The 26,233-nt window shown below is 73.1% G+C and carries 27 protein-coding genes and 1 tRNA gene; 14 read left to right on the top strand and 14 right to left on the bottom strand.

What is annotated here, in order from left to right; genetic code table 11:
* Positions 1-139 precede the first annotated feature (139 nt).
* Complete coding sequence (locus AA23TX_RS48555) at positions 140-3,787, top strand: family 78 glycoside hydrolase catalytic domain (RefSeq protein ID WP_155549808.1); 3,648 nt, start codon at positions 140-142, stop codon at positions 3,785-3,787.
* A gap of 54 nt (positions 3,788-3,841) precedes the next feature.
* On the opposite strand, the gene AA23TX_RS48550 is transcribed toward AA23TX_RS48555, so the two are convergent.
* Positions 3,842-4,186, bottom strand: coding sequence for a hypothetical protein (locus AA23TX_RS48550; protein ID WP_155549807.1), 345 nt, complete (start codon positions 4,184-4,186; stop codon positions 3,842-3,844).
* A gap of 183 nt (positions 4,187-4,369) precedes the next feature.
* Here AA23TX_RS48550 and AA23TX_RS48545 point away from each other — a divergent pair, with 183 nt between their 5' ends.
* From AA23TX_RS48545 to AA23TX_RS48505, 9 genes are all read left to right on the top strand, one after another.
* Positions 4,370-5,629, top strand: a complete 1,260-nt coding sequence (locus AA23TX_RS48545; protein ID WP_155549806.1) for a cation:proton antiporter domain-containing protein — start codon at positions 4,370-4,372, stop codon at positions 5,627-5,629.
* Positions 5,630-5,669: 40 nt separating this feature from the next.
* Positions 5,670-6,131, top strand: coding sequence for a Na+/H+ antiporter subunit E (locus tag AA23TX_RS48540; RefSeq protein WP_196425959.1), 462 nt, complete (start codon positions 5,670-5,672; stop codon positions 6,129-6,131).
* The gene (locus tag AA23TX_RS48535) at positions 6,128-6,382 is read left to right on the top strand and encodes a hypothetical protein (protein WP_155549804.1); all 255 of its coding nucleotides are present in this window, start codon (positions 6,128-6,130) and stop codon (positions 6,380-6,382) included. Before AA23TX_RS48540 ends, AA23TX_RS48535 begins: the two co-directional genes overlap by 4 nt.
* Positions 6,379-6,678, top strand: coding sequence for a monovalent cation/H(+) antiporter subunit G (locus AA23TX_RS48530; RefSeq protein WP_155549803.1), 300 nt, complete (start codon positions 6,379-6,381; stop codon positions 6,676-6,678). Before AA23TX_RS48535 ends, AA23TX_RS48530 begins: the two co-directional genes overlap by 4 nt.
* Complete coding sequence (locus tag AA23TX_RS48525; RefSeq protein WP_155549802.1) at positions 6,675-6,911, top strand: hydrogenase subunit MbhD domain-containing protein; 237 nt, start codon at positions 6,675-6,677, stop codon at positions 6,909-6,911. Before AA23TX_RS48530 ends, AA23TX_RS48525 begins: the two co-directional genes overlap by 4 nt.
* The gene (locus AA23TX_RS48520) at positions 6,908-7,642 is read left to right on the top strand and encodes an MnhB domain-containing protein (RefSeq protein ID WP_155549801.1); all 735 of its coding nucleotides are present in this window, start codon (positions 6,908-6,910) and stop codon (positions 7,640-7,642) included. The genes AA23TX_RS48525 and AA23TX_RS48520 overlap by 4 nt, the downstream gene beginning before the upstream one ends.
* On the top strand, positions 7,639-7,992 hold the full coding sequence (locus AA23TX_RS48515) for a sodium:proton antiporter (RefSeq protein ID WP_155549800.1): 354 nt from the start codon (positions 7,639-7,641) through the stop codon (positions 7,990-7,992). Before AA23TX_RS48520 ends, AA23TX_RS48515 begins: the two co-directional genes overlap by 4 nt.
* A 4-nt stretch (positions 7,993-7,996) precedes the next feature.
* The gene (locus AA23TX_RS48510) at positions 7,997-9,799 is read left to right on the top strand and encodes a complex I subunit 5 family protein (RefSeq protein WP_155549799.1); all 1,803 of its coding nucleotides are present in this window, start codon (positions 7,997-7,999) and stop codon (positions 9,797-9,799) included.
* Between the two features lie 96 nt (positions 9,800-9,895).
* Positions 9,896-10,078, top strand: coding sequence for a CsbD family protein (locus AA23TX_RS48505; protein ID WP_086675473.1), 183 nt, complete (start codon positions 9,896-9,898; stop codon positions 10,076-10,078).
* 55 nt (positions 10,079-10,133) lie between these two features.
* Here the strand turns inward: AA23TX_RS48505 and nrfD are convergent, their stop codons facing one another.
* The 6 genes from nrfD to AA23TX_RS48470 all read right to left on the bottom strand — a co-directional run bounded on the left by nrfD (position 10,134) and on the right by AA23TX_RS48470 (position 18,286).
* Complete coding sequence (gene nrfD / locus AA23TX_RS48500) at positions 10,134-11,060, bottom strand: NrfD/PsrC family molybdoenzyme membrane anchor subunit (RefSeq protein ID WP_155549798.1); 927 nt, start codon at positions 11,058-11,060, stop codon at positions 10,134-10,136.
* Positions 11,057-11,887 (bottom strand): 4Fe-4S dicluster domain-containing protein, encoded by an 831-nt coding sequence (locus tag AA23TX_RS48495; protein WP_155549797.1) that lies wholly within the window; start codon positions 11,885-11,887, stop codon positions 11,057-11,059. Before AA23TX_RS48495 ends, nrfD begins: the two co-directional genes overlap by 4 nt.
* Complete coding sequence (gene fdh, locus AA23TX_RS48490) at positions 11,880-15,104, bottom strand: formate dehydrogenase (RefSeq protein ID WP_230863143.1); 3,225 nt, start codon at positions 15,102-15,104, stop codon at positions 11,880-11,882. The genes AA23TX_RS48495 and fdh overlap by 8 nt, the downstream gene beginning before the upstream one ends.
* 101 nt (positions 15,105-15,205) lie before the next feature.
* Entirely contained in the window at positions 15,206-16,918 is a 1,713-nt protein-coding gene (gene selB, locus AA23TX_RS48480) for a selenocysteine-specific translation elongation factor (protein ID WP_155549794.1), read from the bottom strand.
* Positions 16,909-18,192: an L-seryl-tRNA(Sec) selenium transferase gene (gene selA / locus AA23TX_RS48475; RefSeq protein ID WP_155549793.1), complete on the bottom strand. Its 1,284-nt coding sequence runs from the start codon at positions 18,190-18,192 to the stop codon at positions 16,909-16,911. Before selA ends, selB begins: the two co-directional genes overlap by 10 nt.
* Positions 18,192-18,286, bottom strand: a tRNA-Sec gene (locus tag AA23TX_RS48470). Before AA23TX_RS48470 ends, selA begins: the two co-directional genes overlap by 1 nt.
* A gap of 54 nt (positions 18,287-18,340) precedes the next feature.
* Here AA23TX_RS48470 and selD point away from each other — a divergent pair.
* Positions 18,341-19,333 carry a selenide, water dikinase SelD gene (selD, locus tag AA23TX_RS48465; RefSeq protein WP_155549792.1) on the top strand — a complete coding sequence of 331 codons (993 nt, stop codon included), beginning with the start codon at positions 18,341-18,343 and terminating at the stop codon, positions 19,331-19,333.
* Positions 19,334-19,367: 34 nt separating this feature from the next.
* Positions 19,368-19,580 (top strand): DUF2795 domain-containing protein, encoded by a 213-nt coding sequence (locus AA23TX_RS48460; RefSeq protein ID WP_155549791.1) that lies wholly within the window; start codon positions 19,368-19,370, stop codon positions 19,578-19,580.
* Here AA23TX_RS48460 and AA23TX_RS48455 read toward each other — a convergent pair.
* On the bottom strand, positions 19,577-19,858 hold the full coding sequence (locus AA23TX_RS48455; RefSeq protein WP_155549790.1) for a hypothetical protein: 282 nt from the start codon (positions 19,856-19,858) through the stop codon (positions 19,577-19,579). The two genes, AA23TX_RS48460 and AA23TX_RS48455, sit on opposite strands and share 4 nt — an antisense overlap.
* A gap of 55 nt (positions 19,859-19,913) precedes the next feature.
* On the opposite strand from AA23TX_RS48455, the gene AA23TX_RS48450 reads away from it, so the two are divergent.
* Entirely contained in the window at positions 19,914-20,480 is a 567-nt protein-coding gene (locus AA23TX_RS48450; protein ID WP_155549789.1) for an isochorismatase family protein, read from the top strand.
* A gap of 197 nt (positions 20,481-20,677) precedes the next feature.
* Here the strand turns inward: AA23TX_RS48450 and AA23TX_RS48445 are convergent, their stop codons facing one another.
* Both AA23TX_RS48445 and AA23TX_RS48440 read right to left on the bottom strand, forming a co-directional pair.
* On the bottom strand, positions 20,678-21,580 hold the full coding sequence (locus AA23TX_RS48445) for a serine hydrolase (protein ID WP_155549788.1): 903 nt from the start codon (positions 21,578-21,580) through the stop codon (positions 20,678-20,680).
* Positions 21,577-22,443 carry a LysR family transcriptional regulator gene (locus AA23TX_RS48440; RefSeq protein WP_155549787.1) on the bottom strand — a complete coding sequence of 289 codons (867 nt, stop codon included), beginning with the start codon at positions 22,441-22,443 and terminating at the stop codon, positions 21,577-21,579. The genes AA23TX_RS48445 and AA23TX_RS48440 overlap by 4 nt, the downstream gene beginning before the upstream one ends.
* A gap of 109 nt (positions 22,444-22,552) precedes the next feature.
* Between AA23TX_RS48440 and bla the strand changes: the two genes are divergently transcribed.
* Positions 22,553-23,485 carry a class A beta-lactamase gene (gene bla, locus AA23TX_RS48435; RefSeq protein WP_155549786.1) on the top strand — a complete coding sequence of 311 codons (933 nt, stop codon included), beginning with the start codon at positions 22,553-22,555 and terminating at the stop codon, positions 23,483-23,485.
* On the opposite strand, the gene AA23TX_RS48430 is transcribed toward bla, so the two are convergent.
* The 4 genes from AA23TX_RS48430 to AA23TX_RS48415 form a co-directional block, all read right to left on the bottom strand.
* The gene (locus AA23TX_RS48430; protein WP_155549785.1) at positions 23,469-24,836 is read right to left on the bottom strand and encodes a MiaB/RimO family radical SAM methylthiotransferase; all 1,368 of its coding nucleotides are present in this window, start codon (positions 24,834-24,836) and stop codon (positions 23,469-23,471) included. The two genes, bla and AA23TX_RS48430, sit on opposite strands and share 17 nt — an antisense overlap.
* A gap of 1 nt (position 24,837) precedes the next feature.
* The gene (locus AA23TX_RS48425) at positions 24,838-25,149 is read right to left on the bottom strand and encodes an uS12 family ribosomal protein (protein ID WP_155549784.1); all 312 of its coding nucleotides are present in this window, start codon (positions 25,147-25,149) and stop codon (positions 24,838-24,840) included.
* A gap of 93 nt (positions 25,150-25,242) precedes the next feature.
* On the bottom strand, positions 25,243-25,875 hold the full coding sequence (locus AA23TX_RS48420; RefSeq protein ID WP_155549783.1) for an NAD(P)H-dependent oxidoreductase: 633 nt from the start codon (positions 25,873-25,875) through the stop codon (positions 25,243-25,245).
* 31 nt (positions 25,876-25,906) lie between these two features.
* A complete protein-coding gene (locus AA23TX_RS48415) occupies positions 25,907-26,158 on the bottom strand; it encodes a hypothetical protein (protein WP_230863142.1) in 252 nt (83 codons plus the stop codon).
* Positions 26,159-26,233: the final 75 nt, after the last annotated feature.

Genomic DNA, 26,233 nt, shown 5'->3' with positions numbered 1-26,233 from the left:
CTATCGTCGAAGCGATTCACTGCCCCTACGTCCCGGTGGAGTATTGCCAACGTGTGAGTTCGTGATTACAGTCACGTATCAGGCTCTATTGAAACGTTTTAAACCTGGCCGCTCCATCCCCGCCGTAAGGGAGCCCCGCATGCTGCCCTCGAAGCTCTGGCGCGCGACCACCACCACGCTCGCCGCGATCCTGGTCCTCTCCGCCGCGTCGGTTCCCCCGGCCGGCGCCGCTCCCCCGGTCGACTTGGCCGGTGCCCACTGGATCTGGTACCCGGAAGGCGACGCCCGGGTGACCGCGCCCGCCGCGACCCGCTACTTCCGCACCGCCTTCACCGTCCCCGCCGCCGCGGTCAGCGACGCCCGGTTCGTCGTCACCGGCGACGACACCGTCGACGTCTGGCTCAACGGCAAACCCCTGGCTTCGTCGGCCCGCACCACCGACTCCTGGAAGTCCGCGTTGTCGGTGGACCTGCGGCCCGCGCTGACCCCCGGCGGCAACACGCTCGCCGTCGCCGTCCGCAACTCCGGCGGCGCGGCCGGCCTGCTCGGACGGGTGCGCGTGACGACCGCGTCCGGCACCACCGACCTCACCACCGGAGCCGGCTGGAAGAGCGCGACGACCGCGCCCGACGGCTGGGAACAGCCCGGCTTCGCCGACGGGACCTGGGCCGCCGCCCGGGATCTCGGCACCTACGGCAGCGGCCCGTGGGGCACGCGCGTCGGCACGCCGGGCGCGTCGGCCAAGACGCCGCTGTCCGTCGCGAGCGCGACGGTCGGGCAGCGCCCGAACCCGATCGGCGTCGACCAGCCGCGGTTCGGCTGGAAGCTGGCGTCTTCGGCCGCGCAGCAACGGCAATCGGCGTACCAGCTCGTGGTGTCCGCCGGGGGCAAGGACGTCTGGGACAGCGGCCGCGTCACGTCCGCGCAGCAGGCCGACGTCGCCTACGGCGGTCCCGCGCTGACGTCGCTGACCGCCTACACCTGGAAGGTCCGCGTCTGGGACGGCCAAGGCCGGATGAGCGACTGGAGTGCGGTGCAGCGCTTCGAAACGGCGTTGCGCGACGCGGGCACCGAGTGGACCGGCGCCTTCCTCGGCCGCGCCACGGCCGGCCCGGACCTCGCCGGCGCGAGCTGGGTCTGGTACCCCGAAGGCGACCCGATCGGCGGAGTCCCGCCGGCCACCCGGTTCTTCCGCAAGTCCTTCGACCTGACCGCGGCGCCGTCGAAGGCCACCCTGGTCGTGACCGGCGACGACACCGCGACGGTGTGGGTCAACGGCACCCGGGTCAGCGACTCCCCGCGCGTCGCCGACTCGTGGAAGACCGCGGCCGTCGTCGACGTCGGCAGCCTGCTGACCGCCGGGACGAACACCATCGCGATCAGCGCGGAGAACACCACGCAGAGCCCGGCCGGGATGATCGCCAAGCTGACCGTCCAAGGTGGACCCACGGTCGGCACCGACGGCACGTGGAAGGCGAACCAGACCGGTCCGGACGGCTGGCAGCAGCCCGGGTTCGACGACAGCTCCTGGACCGCGGCGAGGGCACTGACCGCGTACGGCACCGGGCCGTGGGGTGCGAACGTCGCCGTCAGCGCCCCCGCCCCCCTGCTGCGCAAGAGCTTCACGGTCTCGAAGCCGGTCGCGAGCGCGCGGCTGCTCACCACCGCGCTCGGCCTGCAGGAGACCCACCTCAACGGCGTCAAGGTCGGCGGCGAGGTCCTCGCTCCCGGGTGGACGGACTACGCGAAACGCCTGCAGTACCGCGTTTCCGACGTCACCAGGCAGATCAAGCCGGGCGAGAACGTGCTCGGCGCGATGGTCGGCAACGGCTGGTACTCCGGCAGCATCGGCATCGCCGGCAGCCAGAAGTACGGCACCGAGCCGTGGTACTCGGCGCAGCTGAAGCTGACGTTCACCGACGGCACGTCCACCACGGTCGCGACCGACGGCACCTGGAAGTCCGGCGACGGCGCGATCCGCGCCGACGACCTCTACCAGGGCGAGACCTACGACGCGCGGCTGGCGACCGGCTGGGACCGGCCCGGCTTCGACGACCGGACGTGGGCCGCGCCCCGCGTGAAGACCGGCGCGAAGCCGAACCTGGTGCCGCAGGCGGACAACGGCGTCACGGTGCAGCAGGAGTTCAAGCCCGTCGCGTGGACCCAGCCGAAGCCGGGGGTCTGGGTGGCCGACCTCGGTCAGAACTTCAGCGGCTGGAACCGGCTTTCGGTGACCGGCCCGGCCGGCACCACGGTCACCATGCGACACGCCGAGGTGCTCAACCCGGACGGGACGATCTACACGACGAACCTGCGCGCGGCCCAGGCGACCGACCGGTTCACCCTGGCGGGCACCGGCGGCACGGAGACGTACGAGCCGCGCTTCACCGTGCACGGCTACCGGTACGTCGAGCTGACCGGGCTCCCGTCCGCGCCGACGGCGTCGACGCTGACCGGCCGGGCGATGTGGACCTCCGGCGCGCAGACCGGCACGTTCACGTCGTCGAACACGCTGGTGAACCAGCTGCAGCACAACATCCTGTGGGGTGAGCGCTCGAACATGCTGTCCGTGCCGAGCGACTGCCCGCAGCGTGACGAGCGGCTCGGCTGGACCGGCGACATCGGGATCTTCGCCGGCACCTCGACGTTCAACCTCGACGTCGCGAACTTCCTCGGCAAGTTCAGCGACGACCTGGTCGACGCGCAGCACGACGATGGGTCGTTCACCGACGTCGCGCCGGGCGTGCTGAGCGGTTCGGGCACGGCGGGCTGGGGTGACGCGGGCGTCATCGTGCCCTACACCCTGTGGCAGCGCTACGGCGACACCGGCGTGATCGACGAGCACTTCGCCGCCATGGTCAAGTGGGTGGAGTACCTGCGATCGACCTCGGGTGCCGACCTGATCCGCGACCACCAGACGTTCGGCGACTGGCTCAACGTCAACGACAACACCGCGCAGGACCTGATCTCGACGGCGTTCTTCGCGTGGTCGTCGCGGCTGGTGTCCCGGATGGCCGCGGCCACCGGGCACACCGCGGAGGCGACGAAGTACGGGACGCTGGCCGACCAGATCGGGACGGCGTTCACGAACCGGTTCACGCAGGCGGACGGCACGGTGGGCGCGAACACGCAGACCGGGTACGTCCTGGCCCTGGCGTTCGGGCTGCTGCCGGCCTCCCGGGTGCAGCCGGCGGCGGACAAGCTGGCGGCGCGCGTCGCGGCGGCGGGTGGTCACCTCAGCGTCGGGTTCCTCGGCGTCGAGAACCTGCTGCCGGTGCTGGCCTCGCACGGCCACGCGGACGTCGCGTACCAGGTGCTGCTGCAGCCGGACTTCCCCGGCTGGGGCTACATGATCGGCCACGGCGCGACGACGATCTGGGAGCGCTGGGACGGGATCAAGCCGGACGGGTCGTTCAACGACCCCGGGATGAACTCGTTCAACCACTACGGCCTCGGCTCGGTGGGCGACTTCCTGTACCGCTCGGTCGGCGGCCTGTCGCCGGCGTCCCCGGGCTACGCGTCGCTGCTGGTGGCGCCGCGCCCGGGCGGCGGGGTGACGTCGGCGAAGTCGGCGTACGAGACCCCGTACGGCGGCGCGGTCAGCGACTGGTCGGTCTCGGCCGGGAAGCTGACGCTGCGGGTGACGGTCCCGGCGGGGTCGTCGGCGACGGTGCAGGTGCCGACGTCGCAGCCGGGGTCGGTGGTGGCGCCGCCGGAAGCGGTGCCGTCGTCGTCGGGGTCGTACTTCGTGCCCGCGGGCTCGTACGTCTTCACCGCGACCGCGTGACCTGACGAGCCGGTATCGCCGCTCGACCGCGGCGGTACCGGCTCGGCCACGCCATCAATGACGCAGGGCGAGGTTCAGCACGTCCCCGGCGTGATCGAGACAGTCGACGCAGATCACCGCGTCGCGCTGGGCGCAGGTCACCCGCAGCAGCGGGCGCCGCAGCCCGAGGAATGTCCGGCGCTCGCGGCGGCCGCAGAACTCGCAGACCGCGGCCAGCGGTGAGGTCACCGCCGCCAGCACGTCGCCGCCCGGGGTTTCGCGGTCGGCGCCGTCGTGGACCACCCGCAGGCCGGCTCGTACGCAGTCCACGCAGATCGGCCCGGCCTTGCCCGGGACCCGGGGGCCGCGCACCGTGCCGCAGAACCGGCAGGGCCGCCCGGCCCCGTTCGCCGCCGTCACGGCGCCTCCTCACCGGTTTCGCCGCGCGCACACCGGGAACCCCGGGCGCGACGCCACCTCCCGGTCACGCTACCCGCATCCGCACCGGGCGGCGGCGTCGGCGGAACCGGCTCACGCTCGGCCGGGACCCCGCGCACGGACCTCCCGCCCGGGTGGCACGGCTCGAGCGGGCAGGAGGACCCTTTGTCGTCGTTGACGGTGCTGTTCGGCGTGGCCGGCCTGCTCGCCCTGGCCGCGGCGATCGTGCCGAAACTCGTGGCCGACCGGCCGTTCTCGGTGCCGCTCGTGATGCTGATCGCCGGGATCGCTCTGGGCCTGCTGCCGCTGCCCGCGCCCTACGGCAACGGCTGGAGCGACCCCGCCCAGCACCTGCACGGCGTCGAGTCCTTCACCCAGCTGGGTATTCTCGTCGCGCTCGCCGGGGCCGGCCTGTCCGTCGACCGGCCGTTCGGGCTGAAGCGCTGGGGCTCGACGTGGCGGCTGCTCGCGCTGACCATGCCGCTGTCGATCCTGGTGATCGCCGCGCTCGGGTACTGGTGGCTCGCGCTGGCGCCGGGCGTGGCGCTGCTGCTGGCCGCGGCGCTCGCGCCGACCGACCCGGTGCTGGCGGGCGACATCGGCGTGCCGCACCCCGACGTCGAGCCGGAACTGGCCCGGGACAACGAAATCCGCTTCACCCTGACCACCGAGGCCGGGCTCAACGACGGGCTGGCCATGCCGTTCGTCCTGCTCGGGCTGGCGATGGCGGGCAGCAGGCCGAACCTGGACGTCTCCTGGGTGCTCGTCGACCTGCTGCTGCCCGTCGCGACCGGCGTGGTGGTCGGCCTGGTCGCCGGCCGCGGGCTCGGCTGGGCGATCTTCCGCACCTCGTCGGACCGGCTGCGGCTCGCGGAGTACGGCGACGGCCTGGTCCTGCTCGCGCTGGCCTTCCTGCCGTACGCGCTGGCGGAGTTCGCCCACGGCAACGGGTTCGTCGCGGTGTTCACCGCGGCCGTCTGCGTGCGGAAGCAGGAACGGGAGCACGACTACCACGGTGTCCTGCACGCCTTCGGCCACCAGCTGGAACGGCTCTTCGTCCCGCTCGCCCTGCTCGGGCTGGGCCTCGCCATCGGGGACGGCCTCCTGCTCGGCCTCCGCCCGCTGGAGGTGGTGATCGCGGTCGTCGCGGTGCTGGTGGTGCGGCCCGTGGTCGGCTGGGTGTCGCTGCTCGGGTCCTCCGCCGGTCGGCCCGCCACACTGGCGATCGCGTTCTTCGGCGTCCGCGGCATCGGCACGCTCTTCTACCTCGCCTACGCGATCGACCGGCTGCCGGTGGCGCACCAGGACGTGCTGTGGCGGGTCGGCGCGCTCGCCGTCGCCGTGTCGGTGCTGGTCCACGGCATCCTCGCGGAGCCGGCGATCCAGCGGATCGAGAAGATGGGCGGCCACCTGCCTGCCCGCTGAGCCCCGGTTGGCGGGCCCGGCCGCGGGGTACCCGGCCGGCGTGAAGAGCGAGGTGCTGCCCTGGTGGCTCGGTCTGACCGCCCTGTGGGTCCTGACGCTGCCGACGCCGTCGCTGCCGGAGATCGTGGCCGCGGCGGTCGCGGCGGTGCCGTGCGCGTTCGCCGCCCGCGCGGCGCGCCGGGCCGTCGGCGGTGGGTGGCGGCCCCGGGCGCGCTGGTTCCGCTGGCTGCTCGCGGTCCCCGGCGCGGCGGTGCGCGAGTCCTTCCAAGTCCTGGTCGAGGTGGTCCGGCACCCACGGGCGGGCCGGTTCGACACCGTGGGCTTACCGCGTGAACCCGACGCGGTCCACGAGGCCCGGGCGGCCTGCGCGGCCCTCGTCGTCGGCAGCACGCCGGGGACGATGGTCGTCGCCACTCCCGAAAACCCCTCAGCCGGCCGCGAACTGGTCGTCCACCGGCTGCTCGACGGCGGCTCGCGCGTGCTCGACGAGGTGCGCCGGTGACCGGCTGGCTGGTGGCCGCCGTGCTGCTCATGGTGGGCGGCCTCGGCCCGGCTCTGTGGCTCGCCGCGCGCGGGGACGCCATCGGGCGCCTCGCCGGGCTCCAGCTCGCCGGCCCGGTCACCGTCCTGACGCTGCTGCTGCTCGTGCAGGCCTACGGCCCGTCGAGCGCGGTGATCCTGCCGCTCACGCTGACCGTGCTGGCCTTCGCCGGCACGCTGCTGTTCATCCGGCTGCTGGGGACGACGGAATGACGGTCGCCGCGCAGGTCCTCGTGTTCGCCGGGGTCGCCGTCGTCGTGCTCTCGGCGCTGGCGATGCTGCGGGCCCGGACCCTGCTCACCCGGCTGCACCTGCTCGCCCCGGTGACCACGCTGGGCGGGCCGCTGGTCGGGCTCGGGCTGGCGCTGGCCAACGGTTGGACCCTCGGCTCGGGCGCCATCCTGCTCACCGTCGTGCTGCTCGCCGTGACCGGTCCGGTGCTGCAGTCCGCCGCCGGGCGCGTCGAAGCGCAGCGGCAGGGCGCGATCGACGAGGACCTGCCGTCGTGACGACGGTCGTGCTGCTCGTCGCCCTCGCGTTCGTCGCCGTCGCGGGGTTCGCCGTGGTGGCCACGCCGGACCCGCGGCGGCAGGCGATCACGCTCTCGCTGTTCAGCCTCTCCCTGGCCCTGCTGTTCGTCGCGCTCCAAGCACCCGACGTCGCGTTCTCGGAACTGACCGTCGGCGCGGCCGTGGTGCCGCTGCTCGTGCTGCTCACCATCCGGAAGGTCGGCGGGCGATGACGCCGCGGGCCCGGACGTGGCTGTGCGCGGCCGGCGCGCTCGGCGTGGCCGTCCTGCTCGTGACGGCCTTCCTGCGGATGCCCGAGTTCGGCGGCACCCTGCACGCCTACCGCGACCTCGCCCTGCCCGCCGCGATCGCCCGCGCGACGCCGAACCTCGTGTCGTCGGTCAACTTCGACCTGCGCGCGCTGGACACCCTCGGCGAGGAGACGATCGTCGCCGCCGCGGTCGTGGGCACGCTGTCGCTGCTGCAACCGTCCCCGGAGGAACGACAGCGGATCGAACCCCAGCGCGGGTACGTCCTGCCGGTGGTCAAGCTCGCCGGGTACCTCATGCTCCCGGTGACGCTCCTGCTCGGCATCGACGTCGTCGTGCACGGCCACCTCACCCCGGGCGGCGGCTTCCAGGGCGGGGTCGTGCTGGCCACCGGCTGGCACCTGCTCTACATCTCCGGCAGCTACCCGGCGCTCGCGCGGCTGCGCCCGATCGACTGGTGCGAGTACGCCGAGGCGGCGGCGACGGGCCTGTACGTCGTCGCCGGGCTGACCGGGCTGGTCGCCGGCGGCGCGTTCCTGGCCAACGTGCTGCCGAAGGGCGAGTTCGGCTCGCTGCTGTCGGCGGGCACCGTGCCGGTGCTGAGCATCCTGGTCGGGATCGAGGTCGCCGCCGGGCTCGTGGTGCTGCTGGCCCAGTTCCTCGGCCAGGGCCTGATCCGCGAGGAGAAGTCATGAACGGCGTCGTGGGCATGGCCTGCTACGGCGTGGCCGGGTGGCTGCTGCTGATCGGCGCGATCGGCATCGTGCGCAGCCGGCACCTCGTGCACACCGTCGTCTCGCTCTCGGTGTCGCAGGCCGGGACGTACGTGCTGCTGCTCGGCATCGGTTACCAGGATCAGGCCGGCGCGCCGATCGTCGTCCAGGACCAGCGCCAGCCCGTCGTCGACCCGATGGTACAGGCGATGACGCTGACCGACATCGTCGTCTCGGCGACGATCACCGCGCTGCTGCTGGGCCTGACCATCCAGATCTCGAAGCGCCACGGGACAGTGGATCCCGACGAACTGCGCGCGCTGCGCGGCTGAGCCGATGACCGCGCTCCCGATCCTCGTCGTCGCCCTGCCGCTGCTGGCCGCGTGCGTGCTGCTCGGCCTGGGTGTGAAGCTGCCGCGCGTGGTGGCCGACGGCCTCGCGACCGCCGCGGCCCTGACCGTCACCGTCCTGACGGCGGTGCTGCTCGTGGGCGTGCAGCACGGCCGCGTCGTGAGCTGGCTCGGCGGGCACCGACCGGACGGTGCGCGCTCGCTCGGCATCGTGCTGGCCGCCGACGGCCTCAACACCACCCTGGCCCTGCTGGCGTCCTTCCTGACGACGTGCGCGCTCGTCTACAGCTGGCGGTACTTCGAGGCGGTCGAAGCCCGCTACCACGCGATGATGCTGCTGTTCCTGACCGGCATGCTCGGCTTCCTGCTCACCGGAGACCTGTTCACCCTGTTCGTCTTCTTCGAGCTGATGAGCGGCGTCGCCTACGCGCTGACCGGGTACCGCGTCGAGGAAGCCGACTCCGTCCAGGGCGCGCTCAACTTCGGCGTGGTGAACTCCCTCGGCGCGTACTTCACGTTGATGGGCATCGGCCTGCTCTACGCGCGCGGCGGGCAGCTCGGGCTCGCGCAGCTCGGCGTCGCCCTCGACGGGAAACCCGCGGACGCGCTCGTGCTGGCCGCGTTCGTCCTCGTCTGCACCGGCCTGCTGGTCAAGGCGGCCGCGGCGCCGTTCCACTTCTGGCTCGCCGACGCGCACGCGGTCGCGCCGACGCCGGTGTGCGTGCTCTTCTCCGGCGTCATGGTCGAGCTGGGCGTCTACGGCGTGCTGCGGGTCCGGCGCACGGTCTTCGGCGGCGTGCTCGACGACGGCGCGTTCGCCCGGGTGCTGCTGGTGCTCGGGATCGCCAGTGCGCTGCTCGGCGCCGTCCTGTGCTTCACCCAGCGCCACCTGAAACGGCTGCTGGCCTACTCGACCATCGCGCACACCGGGTTGTTCCTCTGTGGACTGTCCGCGGCCGGCGGCGGGGCGAGCACGGGGTTCGTGCTGGCGGTGGCCGGGCACGCCGGTGCCAAGGCCGCGCTGTTCCTGCTCGTCGGGGTGCTCAAGGACCGCTACGGCAGCGTCGACGAGGACGAGCTGTTCGGCAGGTGCGGGCATTCCCGGCTCGAGGGCGGGCTGTTCGTGCTCGCGGCGCTGGTGCTGGCCGGGCTGCCGCCGTTCGGCGTCGCGTTCGGCAACGACGTCGCGGACCACGCGCTGGAGCACACCGGGTACGGCTGGCTGGTGGCGGTGTCCGTGGCCGTCACCGCGGTGACGGCGGCCGCGGTGCTGCGCGCCGGCCTGGGTGTCTACTTCGGACTGGGCCGGCCGCCGCGGCGCGACGACGGCGACCGGACCGCCGGGACGGACGAGGAGCCCGAGACGGGCGGCCGCATCGAGCGCACCCCGGCGACGATGACCGGGGCGATCGTCGCGGTGCTGGCGGCCGCCGCCCTCGCCGTGGGCACGGTCCCGTGGCTGCGCGACGCCGCCGTGACGGCCGGGCGGCAGGACGCCGACCGCGACGGCTACCTGCACGACGTCCTGCCCGCCGTCGGGTCACCCGGGTCCCTGCCGCCGGTGTCGGCCGAGTGGACGTCGGCCGGCCTGCTGTCCGCCGGGATCACGGTGCTGCTGGCGCTCGGCGTCACCGCGGTGGCGCTGTGGCCCCACCGGCTCCCGCCGTGGCCGCGGCCGGTCCGGACGGCCCTGGAAGTGCTGCACCGCGGCCATTCGGGTCACGTCGGGGACTACGTCGCCTGGCTCCTCGTGGGCGTGACGGTCCTCACGGCGCTCGTCTGGGCATGAGGATGTGTAGGCGCCGGGCGAGTGGGTAATCGATGGACAAGGCCCTTTTGGCGACTGGCCGATCCGGAAATGTCGCCGCGACGGAAGGTGCATCCCATGAACGACAAGTTCGAGAACAAGGGCGAAGAGCTCAAGGGCCGGGCCAAGGAAGCGGTCGGCGACGCCACGGGCAACGAGCAGTGGCAGGCCGAAGGCAAGGCCGACCAGGCCAAGGGCTCCCTCAAGCAGGCCGGCGAGAAGATCAAGGACGCCGTCAAGGGCGTCAAGGACAAGGACTGATCCGTAGTTCTTTCCGCTGCCGCACCCCGGCTTCCGGGGTGCGGCAGTTCTGCGTTCAGCCTTCCGCGGACCGGCGCTCGAGCCGCTCGCGCTGCGGGATCACGACGTACTTCGGGTCCTTTGTGGATTCGACGCCCGCGGCGTAGACGCCGAACCGCGTGCACAGTCCCGAAGCCAGGTAGGCCGCTCCGGCCAGCACGCCCGCCGCCCGGTTCCGCTTCGCCAGCAGGGAAAGTCCCGCGCCCGCCGCCGTCAGCGCCTTCGCCGCCTTCAGGAGCTTGCCCGCGCGGCCCGTCCGGTACGGCTCCGACAGCAGGCCCAGCCCGGTCTCCAGGTGGTGCTCCGCCACCAGTTCCGCGACCGCGCCCACCAGACCGGCCCGGATCGCCGGGCCGGTCTCGCCCGGCGGAGCGGCCACCAGGGCCGCGCCGGCGCCGCTCGTCAACGCGCTGCCCGCGAACAGCACCGGGAGCGTGCCGTGGGCCTCGTGCCACGACGGAGTCGCGGTGTCCGCCAGCAGCACCGCCGTGTACGTGCACATCGCCGGGCCGAGCACCCCGGCACCGAGGCCCGCCAGCCTGCCGATCCGCGGCAGCCGCCCGGTGACCTCGGACGCCGCCGACACCGCGGCCAGCCCGGAGAACGGCGACAGGATCCACGACCCCACCGAAAGCGGCGACGTCGGCTTCAGCACCCGCAGCATGTGCAGGAACCGCGTCGGCTTCCCCAGGTCGTGGATCAGCGCGACGACGCTGGCCAGCGACCCGCCGGACGCGACCAGCTTGCCGACGCGGGCCAAGGCCGGGCGGCCGGTGACCTCGGCGAGGACGGCCATCGTCGCCGACGCGCCCGCCGCACCGCCGAGGAACAGGTACAGCGGCACGTCCGGCTGCTTCCAGGCCGGTTCCTTGAGGATCGGCCGGCCGTAGTAGGACTCGAACTCGGCGGGCTCGACCATCGTCGGTTCGCGGCGCGGGCTCATCGCCGGCGTCCCAGGAACGACGCCGCGACGGCCACGGCGACACCGGCCGCCGTCACCGCGGCCCGCTTCCACATCGCCGGCAGGTCCCGCGTCGTGACGACCGGGTCCGGCGGCAGGCCGTAGACCTCGGGTTCGTCCAGCAGCAGGAAGAACGCGCCGTCGCCGCCGACGCCGTCCTCGGGGTCCCGGCCGTAGAGCCGAGCCTCCGGCACGCCCGAGTCGTGCAGCGTCCGCACGCGTTCGTCGGCGCGTTCGCGCAGTTCCTCCAGCTCGCCGAACTGGATGGAGTCGGTCGGGCACGCCTTGGCGCACGCCGGTTCCATGCCCGCGCCGAGCCGGTCGTAGCAGAGGGTGCACTTGAACGCGCGGCCGTCGCTCTCGCGCTTTTCGATGACGCCGTACGGGCACGCCGGGACGCAGTAGCCGCAGCCGTTGCAGATGTCCTGCTGCACGACGACGGTGCCGAACTCGGTGCGGAACAGCGACCCGGTCGGGCAGACGTCGAGGCAGGCGGCGTGCGTGCAGTGCTTGCAGACGTCGCTCGACATCAGCCACCGCACGCCCGGGTCGTCCTGCGCCGGCGCGCCGACGTCCGGCATCCCGAGGTCCACGGCGGGTTTCTTCGGCTGCTCGACGAAAGCCACGTGCCGCCACGTGTTCGAGCCCAGGGCACCGGTGTTGTCGTAGGACATGCCCAGGAGGTCGAGCCCGCCCGATTCGGGCACGCCGTTCCACTCCTTGCACGCGACTTCGCAGGCCTTGCAGCCGATGCACACCGACGTGTCGGTGAAGAACCCCATCCGGGGCTGGGTGCCGTAGTCAGCCATCCGCTCGCTTCCGGTACTCGGCCACGAACTCCGGCAGCGCGGCGCCGCGCGGGCGCCGTCCCGGCCGGATGTCGCAGGTGGCCGCCTTGGATTCCTGGATGTGCACGTTCGGGTCCATCACGATGGAGAGCAGGTCGTTGGCCGCGTCCCCGCGCGAGAGCCCGTTCGGGCCCCAGTGGTACGGCAGGCCGATCTGGTGGATCGTCCGGCCGCGGACCTTGAGCGGCTTCACGCGGTCGGTAACGAGCACGCGGGCCTCGATCGCCGTCCGCGCCGAGATGATCGTCGCCCAGCCGCCGTGCTCGAGGCCGCGTTCGGCCGCGAGGGCGGGCGACACCTCGCAGAAGAACTCCGGCTGCAGTTCGGAAAGGTAGGGCAGCGTCCGGCTCATGCCGCCGGCCGTGTGGTGCTCGGTGAGCCGGTAGGTGGTGAACACGTACGGGTAGACCGCGCTGCGCGCAGGGTTGTACGGGTTCGACGGACTGTCCAAGGTCTGGCGCGTCGGTGACTCCTGCTGGCCGTAGAGGGCGTTTTCCACCGGGCTCTCGAACGGCTCGTAGTGCGCGGGCAGCGGGCCGTCGGCCAGGCCGGCCGGGACGTAGAGCCAGGCCTTGCCGTCGGTCTGCATGATGAACGGGTCACGCCCGCCGAGCGCGTCCTGGGCCTTGGCGCCCTCGGGCGGCACGTGGTCCGGCGCCTTCGTCGGCTCGAAGTCCGGGACGTCCGGGCCGACCCACTTGCCCTGCTCGGCGTCCCAGCTGAGCAGCTTCTTCCGCTCGCTCCACGGCTTCCCGTCCGGGTCGGCCGACGCGCGGTTGTAGAGGATCCGCCGGTTCGCCGGCCACGCCCACGCCCAGCCCTTCGCGACCCAGTCCTGCTCCTGGCCCGGCTGCCGGTTCGCGGCCTGGTTCTTCCCCCCGGCCCGGACGCCGCAGTAGATCCAGCAGCCGCACGCCGTCGAGCCGTCGTCCTTCAGTTCGGTGTACGCCGAGAGCGGGCCCTCCGGGCCGTGGCCGTTGATCTCCGCGAGCACGGACTCCGCGACCGGGTCGTCGGTCTCACCCTCGACCGGGTAGCTCCAGGTCAGGTCGCGGATCGGCGCGTCGCGCGGGTCGTCGCCGATGCGTTCCCGGATGATCCGGCCGAGGTGGTAGTAGAACCACAGGTCGCTGCGGGCGTCCCCGGGTGGCTCGACGGCCTTGTGGTGCCACTGCAGCAGGCGCTGGGTGTTGGTGAAGCTGCCGTCCTTCTCGGTGTGCGCGGCGGCGGGCAGGAAGAAGACCTCGGTGCCGATCTCCTCCGGCTTCAGCTCGCCCGTCTCGATCTCCGGGCCGTCCTTCCAGAAGGTCGCACTCTCGATCATCTGCAGATCGCGGACGACGAGCCAGTCGAGGTTGGCCAGGCCGAGCCGCTGGAACTTGCCGTTGGCCGAGCCGACCGCCGGGTTCTCCCCGACCAGGAAGTACCCCTTGCACTCCCCCTCGATCTGCTTCTGCACGGTCGCGTACGTCCCGTGGTCGCCGGTCAGGCGCGGCAGGTAGTCGAAGCGGAAGTCGTTGTGCAGCTGCGCCGAATCGCCCCAGTAGGACTTGAGCAGGCTCACGGTGTAGGAGCGCATGTTGCCCCAGAAGCCGGTCTTGCCCGCGTCGGCCGCGACGAACTCGTCGAGACTCTGGTGCTGGTGCGCGTGCGGCATCGGGATGTAGCCGGGCAGCAGGTTGAACAGCGTCGGGATGTCGGTCGAGCCCTGGATGCTGGCGTGGCCGCGCAACGCGAGGATGCCACCGCCGGGACGGCCGATGTTGCCGAGCAGCGTCTGCAGGATCGACGCCGTGCGGATGTACTGCGCGCCGACCGTGTGGTGCGTCCAGCCGACCGAGTACACCCAGGCCGTCGTGCGGTCACGACCGGAGTTCGCGGTGACGGCCTCGGCGATCTCGAGGAACTGCTCGACCGGCAGGCCGCAGACGTCGGCGACCATCTCGGGCGTGTAGCGGGCGAAGTGGCGCTTGAGCACCTGGAACACGCACCGCGGGTGCTGCAGCGTCTCGTCGGTCTTCGGCTTGCCGCCGATCGCGGCCCCACCGCTGCCGTAGGTGTCGGCGCGGGCCGACTGCTGGTGCGCCTCACCGCCGTGCTGCTCGGAACCCGGCTCCCCCGCCTGCTCGGGGTCGGCGGACCCGGTCGCGGGCAGCGTCGGCGAGCCCTCGTACTCCCACGACGACATGTCGTACTTGCGCTTCTCGGGGTCGTAGCCCGAGAAGACGCCGTCGAGGTCTTCGGTGTCGGCGAAGTCCTCACGCAGGATGGCGGCCGCGTTCGTGTAGGCGAGCACGTACTCCCGGAAGTCCTTGTCGTTGCCCAGGACGTGGTTGATCAGGCCGCCGAGGAACGCGATGTCCGTCCCGGCGCGCAACGCCGCGTGGACGTGCGAAACCGCGCTGGTGCGGGTGAACCGCGGGTCGACGTGGATGATCTTCGCGCCGCGGGCCTTCGCCTCCATCACCCACTGGAACCCGACCGGGTGGCACTCGGCCATGTTCGAGCCCTGGATGACGATGCAGTCGGCGTTGGCGAGGTCTTGCTGGAACGTCGTGGCGCCTCCACGACCGAAGGAGGTCCCCAGACCGGGAACCGTGGCGGAGTGTCAAATACGCGCCTGGTTTTCGATCTGGATCGCGCCGAGCGCGGTGTACAGCTTCTTCATCAGGTAGTTCTCTTCGTTGTCCAGCGTCGCGCCGCCCAGGCTGGCGAAGCCCAGGGTGCGGTTCAGCGGACGGCCCCGCTCGTCGGCGTCCTGCCACGTCTCGGCGCGGGTCTTGAGGACCCGGTCGGCGATCATGTCCATCGCCGTGTCCAGGGGCAGGCGCTCCCAGTCGGTGCCGTGCGGGCGCCGGTAGAGGACCTCGGTGACGCGGCTCGGGCTGGTCACGAGCTGCTTGCTGGCCGACCCCTTCGGGCACAGCCGGCCGCGGGAGATGGGCGAGTCCGGGTCACCCTCGATCTGCGTGACGCGGCCGTCCTTGACGTAGACCTTCTGGCCACAGCCGACGGCGCAGAACGGGCAGACGGATTTGACCACTTTGTCGGCGTCTTCGGTGCGGGCGTGCCATTTCTCCGAACCGTCCGATTTGGCCGCCGCCGCGCGCGCTGTCGGATCGGAACCGGTCAGCTGCCGGTAAACCGGCCAGCCTTCGATCCACCGACGCACGCTCATACCGGTCACGGTAATAGCGATACCCGCGGAACGCAGGTCCAATCATCCGTCCGGCGGGTTTTCCCGCGCCCGATTTTTCACCCGCCACGAAATGCGGTGGCTCAGCCCACCGTGCGGCGGGTGCCGTCGCCGAGGGACTCCGTCCGGCCTGCCGCGTCGAGCCGCTCCAGCAGCGGGATCATCACCCGGCGGGTGCTGTCCAAGGCCCGCCGGGCCTCCGAAACCGTGAACGGCTGCGGCAGCGAGCGCAATTCCGTGGCCGCGCGCTCCTCGGCGTCCGGCCCGAGCACGACCCCCTCCGCCACCGCCGTCAGCCGGCCGAGGCGCACCGCCGCCGCCAGCTCGCGGCGGCCCAGGCCCAGCTCCCGCAGCTCGTCCGCCTCCGGCGCGCGGAACGGGTGCTCGGCGAGCCGCTTCACCACCGTTTCCATGGCCTTCTCGACCGCCGGTGCGAGGCCACCCGGCCGGCGCACGAGCCCGCCCGCCACGTCCAGGCCGGTTCCGGCCAGCAGCGGGCCGACCAGCTCCGGCGCGGGCAGGCCGAGACGCTGCCGCAGGGCCTCCACCGGCATGCCCGCGGCGAGGGCGTCCCAGGCACGCACGATCGCCGTGGCCTCGGCCCGCAGCCCGGCGAACCGCACCGGGTCCACGCGCCAGTCACCGACGTGGTCACCCGTTTCGGGCAACCCCATCGCCGCGAAGTCCGCGGTGCGGACGAAACCGTTCCGGCGCAGGTAGCTCGCGGCGAGATCGGACGAAGCCAGCTCCTCGCCGCGCGCGCGAGCCGCGCCCCGGCGCGCCAGGGAAGGCGGCCGGACGTCGAGGACGTCGAACCCGGCGGCGATCCGGTGCTCGCCGGGGTCGCGCAGCAGCCCGCGATCGCCGACGCGCAGCGGCAGCGCGGACGTCGTCGTGAGCCGGGCGGTGTCCGTCCCCAGTGGACGGACGCGCACCGGCACCGCCGCCGTGCCGAAGTGCAGCACCAGGTTCCGGTGGAGGTCGGTCGCGTTCAGCCGGACGTCGAACTCCGCCGTCTCGTGCCACCGGCCCGGCGTGAGCAGGACGTCGCCGCGGCCGACGTCAGCGCGCGCCGTGCCGCGCAGGTTCACCGCCACCCGCGCCACGGCCGTCACCTGGTCGTGTGCTTCGCCGAGCGCCTGCAGGCCGCGGACCTTCACCCGCGCGTCCCCGAGCAGCAGCTCGTCGCCGACGGCGATGGTCCCCGCGGCGAGCGTTCCGGTGACGACCGTGCCCGCACCCGAAACGGTGAACGCCCGGTCGATCCACAGCCGGACATCGGCGTCCGGATCGGGCAACGGCAGCCCTCCAGCCAGCGCGGCGATCGCCGTGCGCAGCTCGTCGAAACCCGCACCGGTCTTCCCGCTGACGGCCACGCTCGGCACCGCGCCCAGCGACGTCGCGGCGATCTCGCTGAGCGCGGCTTCGGTCGCGACCGCCGGGTCGGCCCGGTCGGCCTTCGTGACGACCAGCAGCCCACGCCGGACGCCGAACGCGTCCAGCGCGGCGAGGTGCTCGGCCGACTGCGGCATCCAGCCTTCGTCGGCCGCGACGACGAACAGCACCGCCGGCGCGGGCCCGGCGCCCGCCAGCATGTTCGGCACGAACCGTTCGTGGCCCGGCACGTCGACGAACGCGACGTCCTCGGCGCCGATCCGTGTCCAGGCGAACCCGAGGTCGATGGTCAGCCCGCGGCGGCGTTCCTCGGCCCACCGGTCCGGCTCCATCCCGGTCAGCCGCCGCACCAGCGTCGACTTCCCGTGGTCGACGTGCCCGGCGGTGACGATCACCCGCATCGGCGGACGGCTTCCAGGAGCTTCGCGTCCTCTTCCGGCCGCACGGTCCGCAGGTCGAGCAGGCACCGGTCCCGCTCGACCCGGCCGACGACCGCGGGCTCACCCGTCCGCAGCGCGGCCGCGTACCGGGCGGGCAGGCTCACCGCGACGCTGGGCAGTTCGACGCCGGGTGCTCCCCCGCCACCGACCGCCGAGCGCGTCGAGACCACCCGGGCGTCACCGCCGTCCAGGGCCCTGACCAGGCTTTCGGCCCGCTGCCGGAGGGTCTCGACGGACGCGCCGAGGGCCGCGCGCACCGGCGGTTCGGGCCCGCGGAGGGTCGCTTCGAGCGCGGCCAGCGTGAGCTTGTCGACGCGCAGCGCCCGCGCGGCGGGGTGCCGCCGCAGCCGTTCGACGACGTCGGCGGCACCGAACAGGAGGCCGGCCTGCGGACCGCCGAGCAGCTTGTCGCCGCTGGCGGTGACGACGGTGGCACCCGCCCGCAGCGCGCTCGCGGCGTCCGGCTCGTCCGGCAGGAGCGGGTGCGGGGTCAGCAGGCCGGAGCCGATGTCGGCGACCACGGGCACGCCGAGGCCGGCCAGCTCGCCGAGCGCCACTTCCGAGGTGAAGCCGGTGACCCGGTAGTTCGACGGGTGCACCTTGAGGACGAACCCGGTGTCCGGGCCGACGGCGCCGGCGTAGTCGCCATGGGACGTCCGGTTCGTCGTGCCGACCTCGCGCAGCCGGGCACCGGTCGAGGCCAGGAGGTCGGGAATGCGGAAGCCGTCCCCGATCTCGACCAGCTCGCCCCGGCTGACGACGATCTCGCGACCCGGCGCCAGCGCGAGCGCGCAGAGCAGCAGGGCGGCCGCGTTGTTGTTGACGACGTGCACGGCGCCGGCGTCCGGGACGGCGGCGGCCAGCGCCGCGAGGGCACCCCGGCCCCGGCGCGCCCGCTCGCCGGTCGCGAGGTCGAACTCGACGTCGGTGGTGCCGCCGGCCGCCAGCAAGGCGTCGAGGGCGGCCGCGGACAGCGGCGCCCGGCCGAGGTTGGTGTGCACGACGACCCCCGTCGCGTTGACCACCGGCCGTAGCGACGCCGCGCTCGCCGGGAGCCGTGTGAGCACTACGTCCACGACGTCGCCGGGCGCGATCTCCCCGTCCCGCGCGGCCTGCTGGACCTCGGTGACGACGGATTTGACCAGGTCACGCCCGAGCGTCCCGGCGGCTTTCGCGACGCGGGGCTCGACCAGGACCGCGTCGGTCCGCGGGATCGCGCGGCGCGGGTCAGGCATGGCGGAGGCGGACGGGAATCGAACCCGCCAACGACAGGACCTGCCGTTCACCGGTTTTGAAGACCGTGCCGGTCACCAGGCCGGATACGCCTCCCTGCACCATGGGTGCCATCCTGCCAAGTCCGGGGCCGGCGGGCACGATGAACCGGTGGCGATCCGACTGACGCAGTACGCGCACGGCGGTGGCTGTGCGTGCAAGATCCCGCCCGGTGAGCTGGAGGAGGCCGTCCGCGGCCTGGCCGGCAGCTCCCCCACCGATCCCGTCGGCGAGCTGCTCGTCGGCCTCGACACCGGCGACGACGCGGCCGCGGTCCGGATCTCCGGGACCACCGCGCTCATCGCGACCACGGATTTCTTCACCCCGGTCGTCGACGACGCCTACGACTGGGGCCGGATCGCCGCGGCCAACGCGCTTTCCGACGTCTACGCCATGGGCGGCACGCCGGTGGTGGCGGTCAACCTGCTCGGCTGGCCGCGGGAGACGCTGCCGTTCGAGCTGGCCGGCGAGGTGCTGCGCGGCGGGCTCGACGTCTGCGGCAAGGTGGGCTGCCACCTGGCCGGCGGGCACAGCATCGACGACCCCGAGCCGAAGTACGGGCTGGCCGTCACCGGCATCGCCGATCCTTCGCGGCTGCTGCGCAACGACGCGGGGCGCGCGGACGTGCCGCTGACGCTGACCAAGCCGCTCGGTGTCGGCGTGCTGAACTCGCGGCACAAGGCCACCGGCGAACGGTTCGCGCAGGCGATCGACCTCATGACGACGTTGAACGACACCGCCTCCCGCACGGCGCTCGCGGCCGGGGCCGTCTGCGCCACCGACGTCACCGGGTTCGGCCTGCTCGGCCACCTGCACAAGCTGGCCAGGGCGAGCGGGGTCACGGCGCGCATCGACCCGGCGGCCGTGCCGTACCTGGACGGCGCGCGTGAGGCCTTGCGCGACGGCTATGTCAGTGGGGGCACTCGTCGCAACCTCGACTGGGTCCGTCCGCACGTCGACGTCTCCCGGATCTCCGAGGAAGAGGCGTTGTTGCTGGCCGACGCGCAGACGTCCGGCGGGCTGCTGGTCGCCGGGGAGGTGCCGGGGTACCCGGTGATCGGGGAGCTGGTGCCGCGCGGGGAGCACACGATCGTCGTGGGGTGAGTTTCGGGGCTTTCACGGCGGGTACGCGAGGATCATGTCTGCACCGGACCGATCCAGCCTCGAACAGCACCTGGCCGAGACCGAATACCCGTGCGGCCGCGAGGAGCTCCTGCGGCGCGCGGCCGCGGCCGGCGGCGGCGACTCCGTGCTCGGCTCGCTCGGCGGCCTGCCCGGCGGCGACCGCTACGCCGACTTCGACTCCGTGTGGGAGGCCGTGTCGGCGAAGCACGTCGGCGGGGCGCCCTAAGCGAGACGCTCCACAGCGTCGCGCGCTTCTTTCAGGTCCGCGCCCGTGTGCTCGCGGTAGATCTTGATCGCCTGGATCTTCTTGCCTTCGCGCACCAACGCGGTGACCTCGGCGAGCCCGGGCTCTTCGACGGTCACGCCGAGCTGCGCGACGATGGCGTCCAGCTTCCGTTCCATCCGCTCGAGCCGGCGGGTGAGCCTGCGTTCGGTGGCCGACGAGCTCAGGCCGACGACCGTGATGAGCAGAACGACCCCGAGCAGCACCATCCCGTAGTCCATGGCGGGTCATGCTACTTCGCGGAAACTGTCGGTGCCCGCGTTTAGGGTGGGCCCCATGACGACATTGACCGACCGGCCGAACACCGCATTGGTGGTAGTCGACGTGCAGAACGGCGTGATGAACGGCGCCCACGACCGCGAGGCCGTCCTCGCGAACGTCGTCGCCTTGGTCGAGAAGGCGCGTTCCGGCGGGGTCGACGTGGTGTGGGTGCAGCACGCCGACGACGGGCTGCCCCGCGGGAGCGAGGAGTGGGAGTACGTGCCGGAACTGGTGCGGCGCGAGTCGGAACCGTTGGTGCACAAGGCTTACGGCGACGCGTTCGAGGACACCGACCTGGAGGCGGTGCTGGCGGCCCGCGGCATCGGCAGGCTGGTGGTGGCGGGAGCCCAGACGGACGCGTGCATCAGGTCCACCCTCCACGGCGCGTTCACCCGCGGCTACGACGCGACGTTGGTGGCCGACGCGCACACGACGGAGGATTTGACGGCTTATGGGGCCCCGTCGCCGGGTGGGGTCATCGCGCACACGAACCTCTACTGGAAGTTCCAGACGGCGCCGGGCCGGACGGCCGGGACGGTGCAGACCGCGGAGGTGGACTTCGGGGTGACCGCATCGGCTTGAGGCGCTGGGCGGGGCTGCCGGTCGGTGGGGCCGGGGGCGGGGTTTGGTGGGGGCGAGGGTTGATGAGGGCGCCGTTTGGTGGGCGCGCCCGGGCTGAGGCTGCACGCCGGTTCGCCGCCGCAGGCGGCTGGCGGAGGCACGGTTTGGGGGTTGGCAGGGCGCGCCAGGTCAGCGGCAGCCGGAGCCACAACCGATATTCAGGCTCCGCGCAGGTGGTCGCGCAACTCCCGGGCCACCCGGGCCATCAGCACGTCCGCCTCGGGCTGCAGCACCGCCGGGACCCGGGACTCCGTCAGCGCCACCACCCCGAAGACCCGCCCGTCCGCGTGCTCGACCACCCCGGCCTCGTGCCGGAGGTTCAGCAGCGTCCCCGTCTTCGACGACCAGCGGGCGGCGTCCGAGGCGAAGTCCGGGGTCAGCCGATGGCGGATCACGTTGTGCGCCATCAGTTCCCGCACTCCCGCGGCCACCGTCGGGTCGATCCGCGACGGTGTCCACAGCGCCTGCAGCAACTCCAGGACCGCCCGCGCCGACGCCGCGTTGGCGCGTGTGACGTCCAGCTGGGCCAGCCGGTGCCCCTGGCCCGCCGTGCCCGCGCCGATCGCCAGGGAATGCGCCAAATCGGCCTCGTCCGCGTCGAATCGCTCGGCCGGCGTGTCGACGAGGTCCGCCATCAAGTGGCGCACGGCGATTCCCCGAAGACCCCAGCCCTCCAGCGAAAGCATGACCGCATCCGGCGGGGTGAGGCCGAACAGGACGTCGGCCGCCGCGCCGTCGCTCAGTGCCGTGCTCAGGTACACCAGGTCGTCGACCGCGATGCGGGCCGGGTGGCGGAACCGCGTCAGCCCGATCGGCCCCGGCGTGGTGACGCCGCCGGGCGCGACCTCCAGCTGCGTCGCGCCGTCCAGCTCGCCGCGGCGGATCCGCTCCAGGGTCGCCGCCGCCAGGGGAACCTTCACCAGCGACGCGATCGGGTACACGCGGTCCGGGTCGATCCCCAGCTCGTGGCCGGACCGCAGGTCGCGGACCAGGAACGACCCGCGCAGCCCGCCTTCGTCCAGTTCGGACCGCAGCCGCCGGACCAGTCCTTCCGCGCTCACGCCTCGGCTCCCAAGCACCGCGCCACCGCGGCGGACAGTCCGCGCACCCGCTCGGCGTCTTCGCCCAGCGCGGCGGCGACGCCGTAGCCGCGCGCCAACGCGACCTCCCCGACCGGCCGCCAGTGCAGTCCCAGCTGCTCGGCCTGCGCGGCCGAGCACAGCAGCAGGTCCGCCGAGCCGAACACCGCCGCGGCGGCCGCGGTCAGCGACGCGGCCACGGCGACCTGGGCGGGCGGGAGGCCCACGGCGTCGCGCACCCGCAGCAACCGGTCGCGGACGTGCGGGACGTCGTCCTCGGGCTGGATCCGGACGTGCCGCCGGGGTCCGCCGGACCGCCCGGCTCGCAAAGTCTCCAGGTGCACCACCCGCGCCTCCGGCCGCGCGACCCCGGCCAGCCCCAGCGGCACGGACCACACGCTCTCGTCGGCCGGGACCGCGACGAGCGCCGCCCGCACCTCCTGCGTGCGGACGAGTTCGGCCCGCTCCCCCGGTGGCGCGACGCGGAACTCCAGGTGGACCTCCCGCGCCCGGGCCTCGGCGGCCAGCTCGGCCAGCGAGCGCACGTCGCAGGTGTCCGGGACGGCCAAGCGCAGAGGCCGCAGCCGCGCCCGCTGCGCGTCGTGGTCCAGCGCGTCGGCCAGCTGCACGAGCCGCCGGGCCGAGGGCAGCACCTCCCGCCCGAACGGCGTGAGCCGCGCGCGGCGGGTCGTCCGGTCGAAGAGCCGCTCACCGAAGTGCCGTTCGAGCGCGGCGATGCGCCGGCTCGCGACCGGCTGCGGGATCCGCGCGACCGCCGCGCCCGCCGTGAAGCTCCCCGCCTCGCTCACGCTCACGAACGCCCTGCAGCCGCCGACCAGGTCCACGACCCCACTCTATGCGATTCCGGCATCGAACCGTTCGTTTCCGTCTTGGACAGCATGGACGAACCCGGTAAGACTGCGGAGGTCGATCAAGATCGGAAAGGATCCTCCCGTGCCGTTCCCCCACGTCCGGCGGGCCGCGCTCACCGCGCTGGCCCTCGTGTCGCTGACCGCCTGCGCCGCCGAAGCGCCGGCCGCGCCGCCGCCGACGACCCCGACGACCCCGGCGGCCACGACCGCAACGACCGCAACGACCGCAACGACCGCGCCGCTACCGGACTTCGCGCCCCTGGAGCGCGAGTTCGACGCCCGCCTCGGCGTGTACGCCGTGGACACCGGCTCGGGCCGCGAACTCGCCCACCGCGCCGACGAACGCTTCGGCTACGCCTCGACGCACAAGGCCTTCTCGTCCGCCGCCGTCCTCCAGCGCACCAGCCTCGACGGACTGGCGAAGGTGCTGAAGTACACCCGCGCCGATCTCCAGCCGAACTCCCCGGTCACCGAAAAGCACGTCGCCACCGGCATTTCCCTGCGCGACGCGATGGACGCGGCCCTGCGCTACAGCGACAACACCGCCGCCAACCTGCTGTTCGGGGAACTCGGCGGACCGCAGGGGCTCGGTGCCGCGCTGCGCGCGATCGGGGACACGACCACCCACGTCGACCGGACCGAGCCCGGCCTCAACGACCTCGCGCCCGGCGACCTCCGCGACACCAGCACGCCGCGGGCGATGGCCACGAGCCTGCGCGTCTTCACCCTCGGCGCCGCGCTGCCGCCGGAGAAGCGCGCCGTGCTCACGGACATGATGCGCGCCAACACGACCGGCGCGGCCGTGATCCGGGCGGGCACGCCCGCGGGCTGGACCGTCGCCGACAAGACCGGCACCGGCGACTACGCGACCCGCGACGACATCGCCGTCGTCTGGCCACCCGGGCGCGCGCCGATCGTGCTGGTGGTCATGTCCGACAAGAAGGCGAAGGACGCGACGGCGGACGACCGGCTGATCGCGCAGGCGGCGAAGCTTGTCTTCAGCGGTCTCGGGTGAGGACGCGGGCTTCGAGGTCGACGCCGTGCGTGCCGATCACCTCGGCCCGGACCAGCGAACCCGGGTCCGGCACCGCACCGGGGAACGTCACGTGCCCGTCGACGTCGGGTCCCTGGTGCGCCGCCCAGCCGCGGCCGCCGGTCCCGACGACCACGTCGACGCACGTGCCGAGCCGCTCCTCCGCGCGGCGGGAGACCAGGTCGTCGGCGAGGACCGACAGCTCTTCGACGCGCCGGGCGAGCACCGGGGCCGGAATCTTGCCCGGCAGGCCGACGGCCTCGGTGCCGTCCTCGTCCGAGTAGCCGAAGACACCGACGGAGTCCAGCCGGGCCTGCTCCAGGAAGAGCTTCAGCTCGGCGAAGTCGGCGTCGGTCTCGCCGGGGAAGCCCGCGATGAAGTTGGACCGCACCCCGGCGTCCGGGGCGATCACCCGGATCCGGTCGAGCAGCTGCAGGAACCGTTCGCGGTCGCCGAAGCGGCGCATCCGGCGCAGCACCGGCCCGCTCGCGTGCTGGAACGACAGGTCGAAGTAGGGCGCGACGCCCGGCGTCCCGGCGATCGCCTCGAGGAGGCCGGGCCGCAGCTCCGCCGGCTGCAGGTAGCTCACGCGGACGCGGTCGGCGACGGCGGCGAGCTCCGGCAGCAGTTTCTCCAGCGCCTGGAGATCGCCGAGGTCCTTGCCGTACGACGTCGAGTTCTCGCTGACCAGCACCAGCTCCCGCACGCCGTGCCCGGCCAGCCACTCGGCTTCGGCGAGGATCTCGGCGGGCGGCCGCGAGACGAACGCGCCGCGGAAGCTCGGGATCGCGCAGAACGTGCACCGCCGGTCGCAGCCGGACGCCAGCTTCAGCGGCGCGATCGGGCCGCCGCCGAGCCGGTGCCGCAGCACGCGCGGACCGCTCGCCGGGCCGTGGCCGGGCACGTGCGCGGCCTTCGTGGCGGCCCGCTGGACCGGCGTGATCGGCAACAGCGTCCGCCGGTCGCGCGGGGTGTGGGCCGGGCGGACCCGGCCGTGGAGGACGTCCTCGATGCGGTCGCCGATCTCCGGGTAGTCGTCGAACGACAGGACGGCGTCGGCCTCCGGCAGCGCGTCGGCGAGCTCACGGCCGTAGCGCTCGGCCATGCAGCCGACCGCGACGACCTTCGCGCCCTTGCCGGACGCGGCGAGGACGGTGTCGATCGACTCCTTCTTGGCCGCTTCGATGAAGCCACAGGTGTTCACGACGACGACATCGGCCTCGTCCCCGGCTTCGGCCAGGCGCCAGCCCGAACCGCCCAGCCGGGCGGCGAGCTCGTCGGAATCGACCTCGTTGCGCGCGCAGCCCAGGGTGACCAGGGAGACGGTGCGCACGTCAGTACGTGACGACGTCGCCGTGGCCCGGCTGGTCGCCGCTCCCGAGGACCACCACGTGCTCGCCGCAGCAGTCGCCGATCGCCTTGGTCTGCACCAGTGCCGGCGCGTCGACCGCCGGCGCGGTGGCGTTCAGGGGCAGGTAGGCGGTGATGACCATGCCGCTGGCCAGCAGCACCCGGGCGATCTTCCGGCGCCGGTCGCCGACTTCGTGGACGCCCACGCACGTGCCCCATTGCTGCCCGGCCGGCGCCTCCTGGGCGTTCTCCCGCCGCAGCCGGCGTTCTTCGGCCATCCGCTCGAGCATGCTCACGGGTCCCCCTCGAAGTCCGGTGCCGGGTCGAGCCGAGAATCGCACGCCGCCCGAAACCGTCTCAAGGTCTTCACCGGAAGTGGCCGGAACCGGTCAGTGACCACCGAACAGGTGCCGGACCTCGGATTCGGCGTCGTCGAGCCACCCGGCCCGGCGCCGCTCGTCCGCGTCGGCGAGTACCCGCAGCACCAGCCGGCGCACCTCCGGCTCGCCGAGGTAGGGCGCGAGACAGCGCTTCCAGATCGCGTCGAGCGGGTCGCCGAAGAGCGTCCGTTCGCGCTCCTCGGTGGTGTCGGACGTGTTCACGACCAGCAGCCGCCGCAGCGAGAGCAACGACTCGGGCGCGCCGCCGGCGTCGTCGAGGCGGTACGCGACACCCGGGACGAGGATCCGGTCGAGCCAGCCGGCGAGGATGGCGGGCGGCTTGCCCCACCAGTTCGGGTGGATCGCGACGAGCCCGCCCGCTTCCCGCAGCTCCTCGCGGTGGCGCCGCACCAGCGGATCCGGTTCGGCGGCGAGGAACTCCTCCGCCTGGGTCCCGCTCGTGTAGGCCTCTTCCGCGGTGAGCACCGGGTCGAAGCCCTCGGCGTACAGGTCGTGGAAGAGCACCGGCCGTCCGGCGCCGGTCAGCGTGTCCCGGACGCGCGCGGCGAGCGCGTGGTTGAAGCTCCCGGGCCGGGGGTGGGCCAGCAGGACGACCACCGGCCGGGACGACTCGTCGATCACCGCGCCAGCTTGCCACGGCCTCCGGCGCGGTTCAGCCCGCGTTCGCCAGCAGGCCTGGTCCCGACGGCGCGTTCGCCATCAGGCAGGCGTGGCAAGGCATCCCGCGCAGGCCGTCGAGCACCTCGGCCTCGCCGGGGAAGATCCCCTCGCCGCACAGCGCCGTCAGCTGCGCCGGCACGGCGCCCGCGGCCGGAACGGGGATCAGGTGGCAGACGCGTCTGCTTTCGCCGACGACGCCTCGGCGTAGCCGCACCAGTGCGAGCATCCCACCGTTTTCACCCATACCGGGAACGTAGGCCGAACGGCCCATTCCGGCTTCGTGCCCGCGAACCAACGATCTTCGCCGGTGCTGGTCCGG

The sequence above is a fragment of the Amycolatopsis camponoti genome, from assembly GCF_902497555.1.
GTDB classification, from domain to species: domain Bacteria; phylum Actinomycetota; class Actinomycetes; order Mycobacteriales; family Pseudonocardiaceae; genus Amycolatopsis; species Amycolatopsis camponoti.
This window is presented reverse-complemented; position numbering and strand designations above follow the sequence as displayed.

Excerpts from the sequence above, each read along its gene's own strand:
- AA23TX_RS48505 (WP_086675473.1), top strand. The coding sequence starts at position 9,896 with ATGAACGACAAGTTCGAGAACAAGGGCGAAGAGCTCAAGGGCCGGGCC.
- selA (WP_155549793.1), bottom strand. The coding sequence starts at position 18,192 with ATGCCTGACCCGCGCCGCGCGATCCCGCGGACCGACGCGGTCCTGGTC.
- AA23TX_RS48455 (WP_155549790.1), bottom strand. The coding sequence starts at position 19,858 with ATGGACTACGGGATGGTGCTGCTCGGGGTCGTTCTGCTCATCACGGTC.
- AA23TX_RS48555 (WP_155549808.1), top strand. The coding sequence starts at position 140 with ATGCTGCCCTCGAAGCTCTGGCGCGCGACCACCACCACGCTCGCCGCG.
- AA23TX_RS48515 (WP_155549800.1), top strand. The coding sequence starts at position 7,639 with ATGAACGGCGTCGTGGGCATGGCCTGCTACGGCGTGGCCGGGTGGCTG.
- AA23TX_RS48510 (WP_155549799.1), top strand. The coding sequence starts at position 7,997 with ATGACCGCGCTCCCGATCCTCGTCGTCGCCCTGCCGCTGCTGGCCGCG.
- AA23TX_RS48495 (WP_155549797.1), bottom strand. The coding sequence starts at position 11,887 with ATGGCTGACTACGGCACCCAGCCCCGGATGGGGTTCTTCACCGACACG.
- AA23TX_RS48415 (WP_230863142.1), bottom strand. The coding sequence starts at position 26,158 with ATGGGTGAAAACGGTGGGATGCTCGCACTGGTGCGGCTACGCCGAGGC.
- AA23TX_RS48460 (WP_155549791.1), top strand. The coding sequence starts at position 19,368 with ATGTCTGCACCGGACCGATCCAGCCTCGAACAGCACCTGGCCGAGACC.
- AA23TX_RS48520 (WP_155549801.1), top strand. The coding sequence starts at position 6,908 with ATGACGCCGCGGGCCCGGACGTGGCTGTGCGCGGCCGGCGCGCTCGGC.
- AA23TX_RS48450 (WP_155549789.1), top strand. The coding sequence starts at position 19,914 with ATGACGACATTGACCGACCGGCCGAACACCGCATTGGTGGTAGTCGAC.
- AA23TX_RS48530 (WP_155549803.1), top strand. The coding sequence starts at position 6,379 with ATGACGGTCGCCGCGCAGGTCCTCGTGTTCGCCGGGGTCGCCGTCGTC.
- nrfD (WP_155549798.1), bottom strand. The coding sequence starts at position 11,060 with ATGAGCCCGCGCCGCGAACCGACGATGGTCGAGCCCGCCGAGTTCGAG.
- selB (WP_155549794.1), bottom strand. The coding sequence starts at position 16,918 with ATGCGGGTGATCGTCACCGCCGGGCACGTCGACCACGGGAAGTCGACG.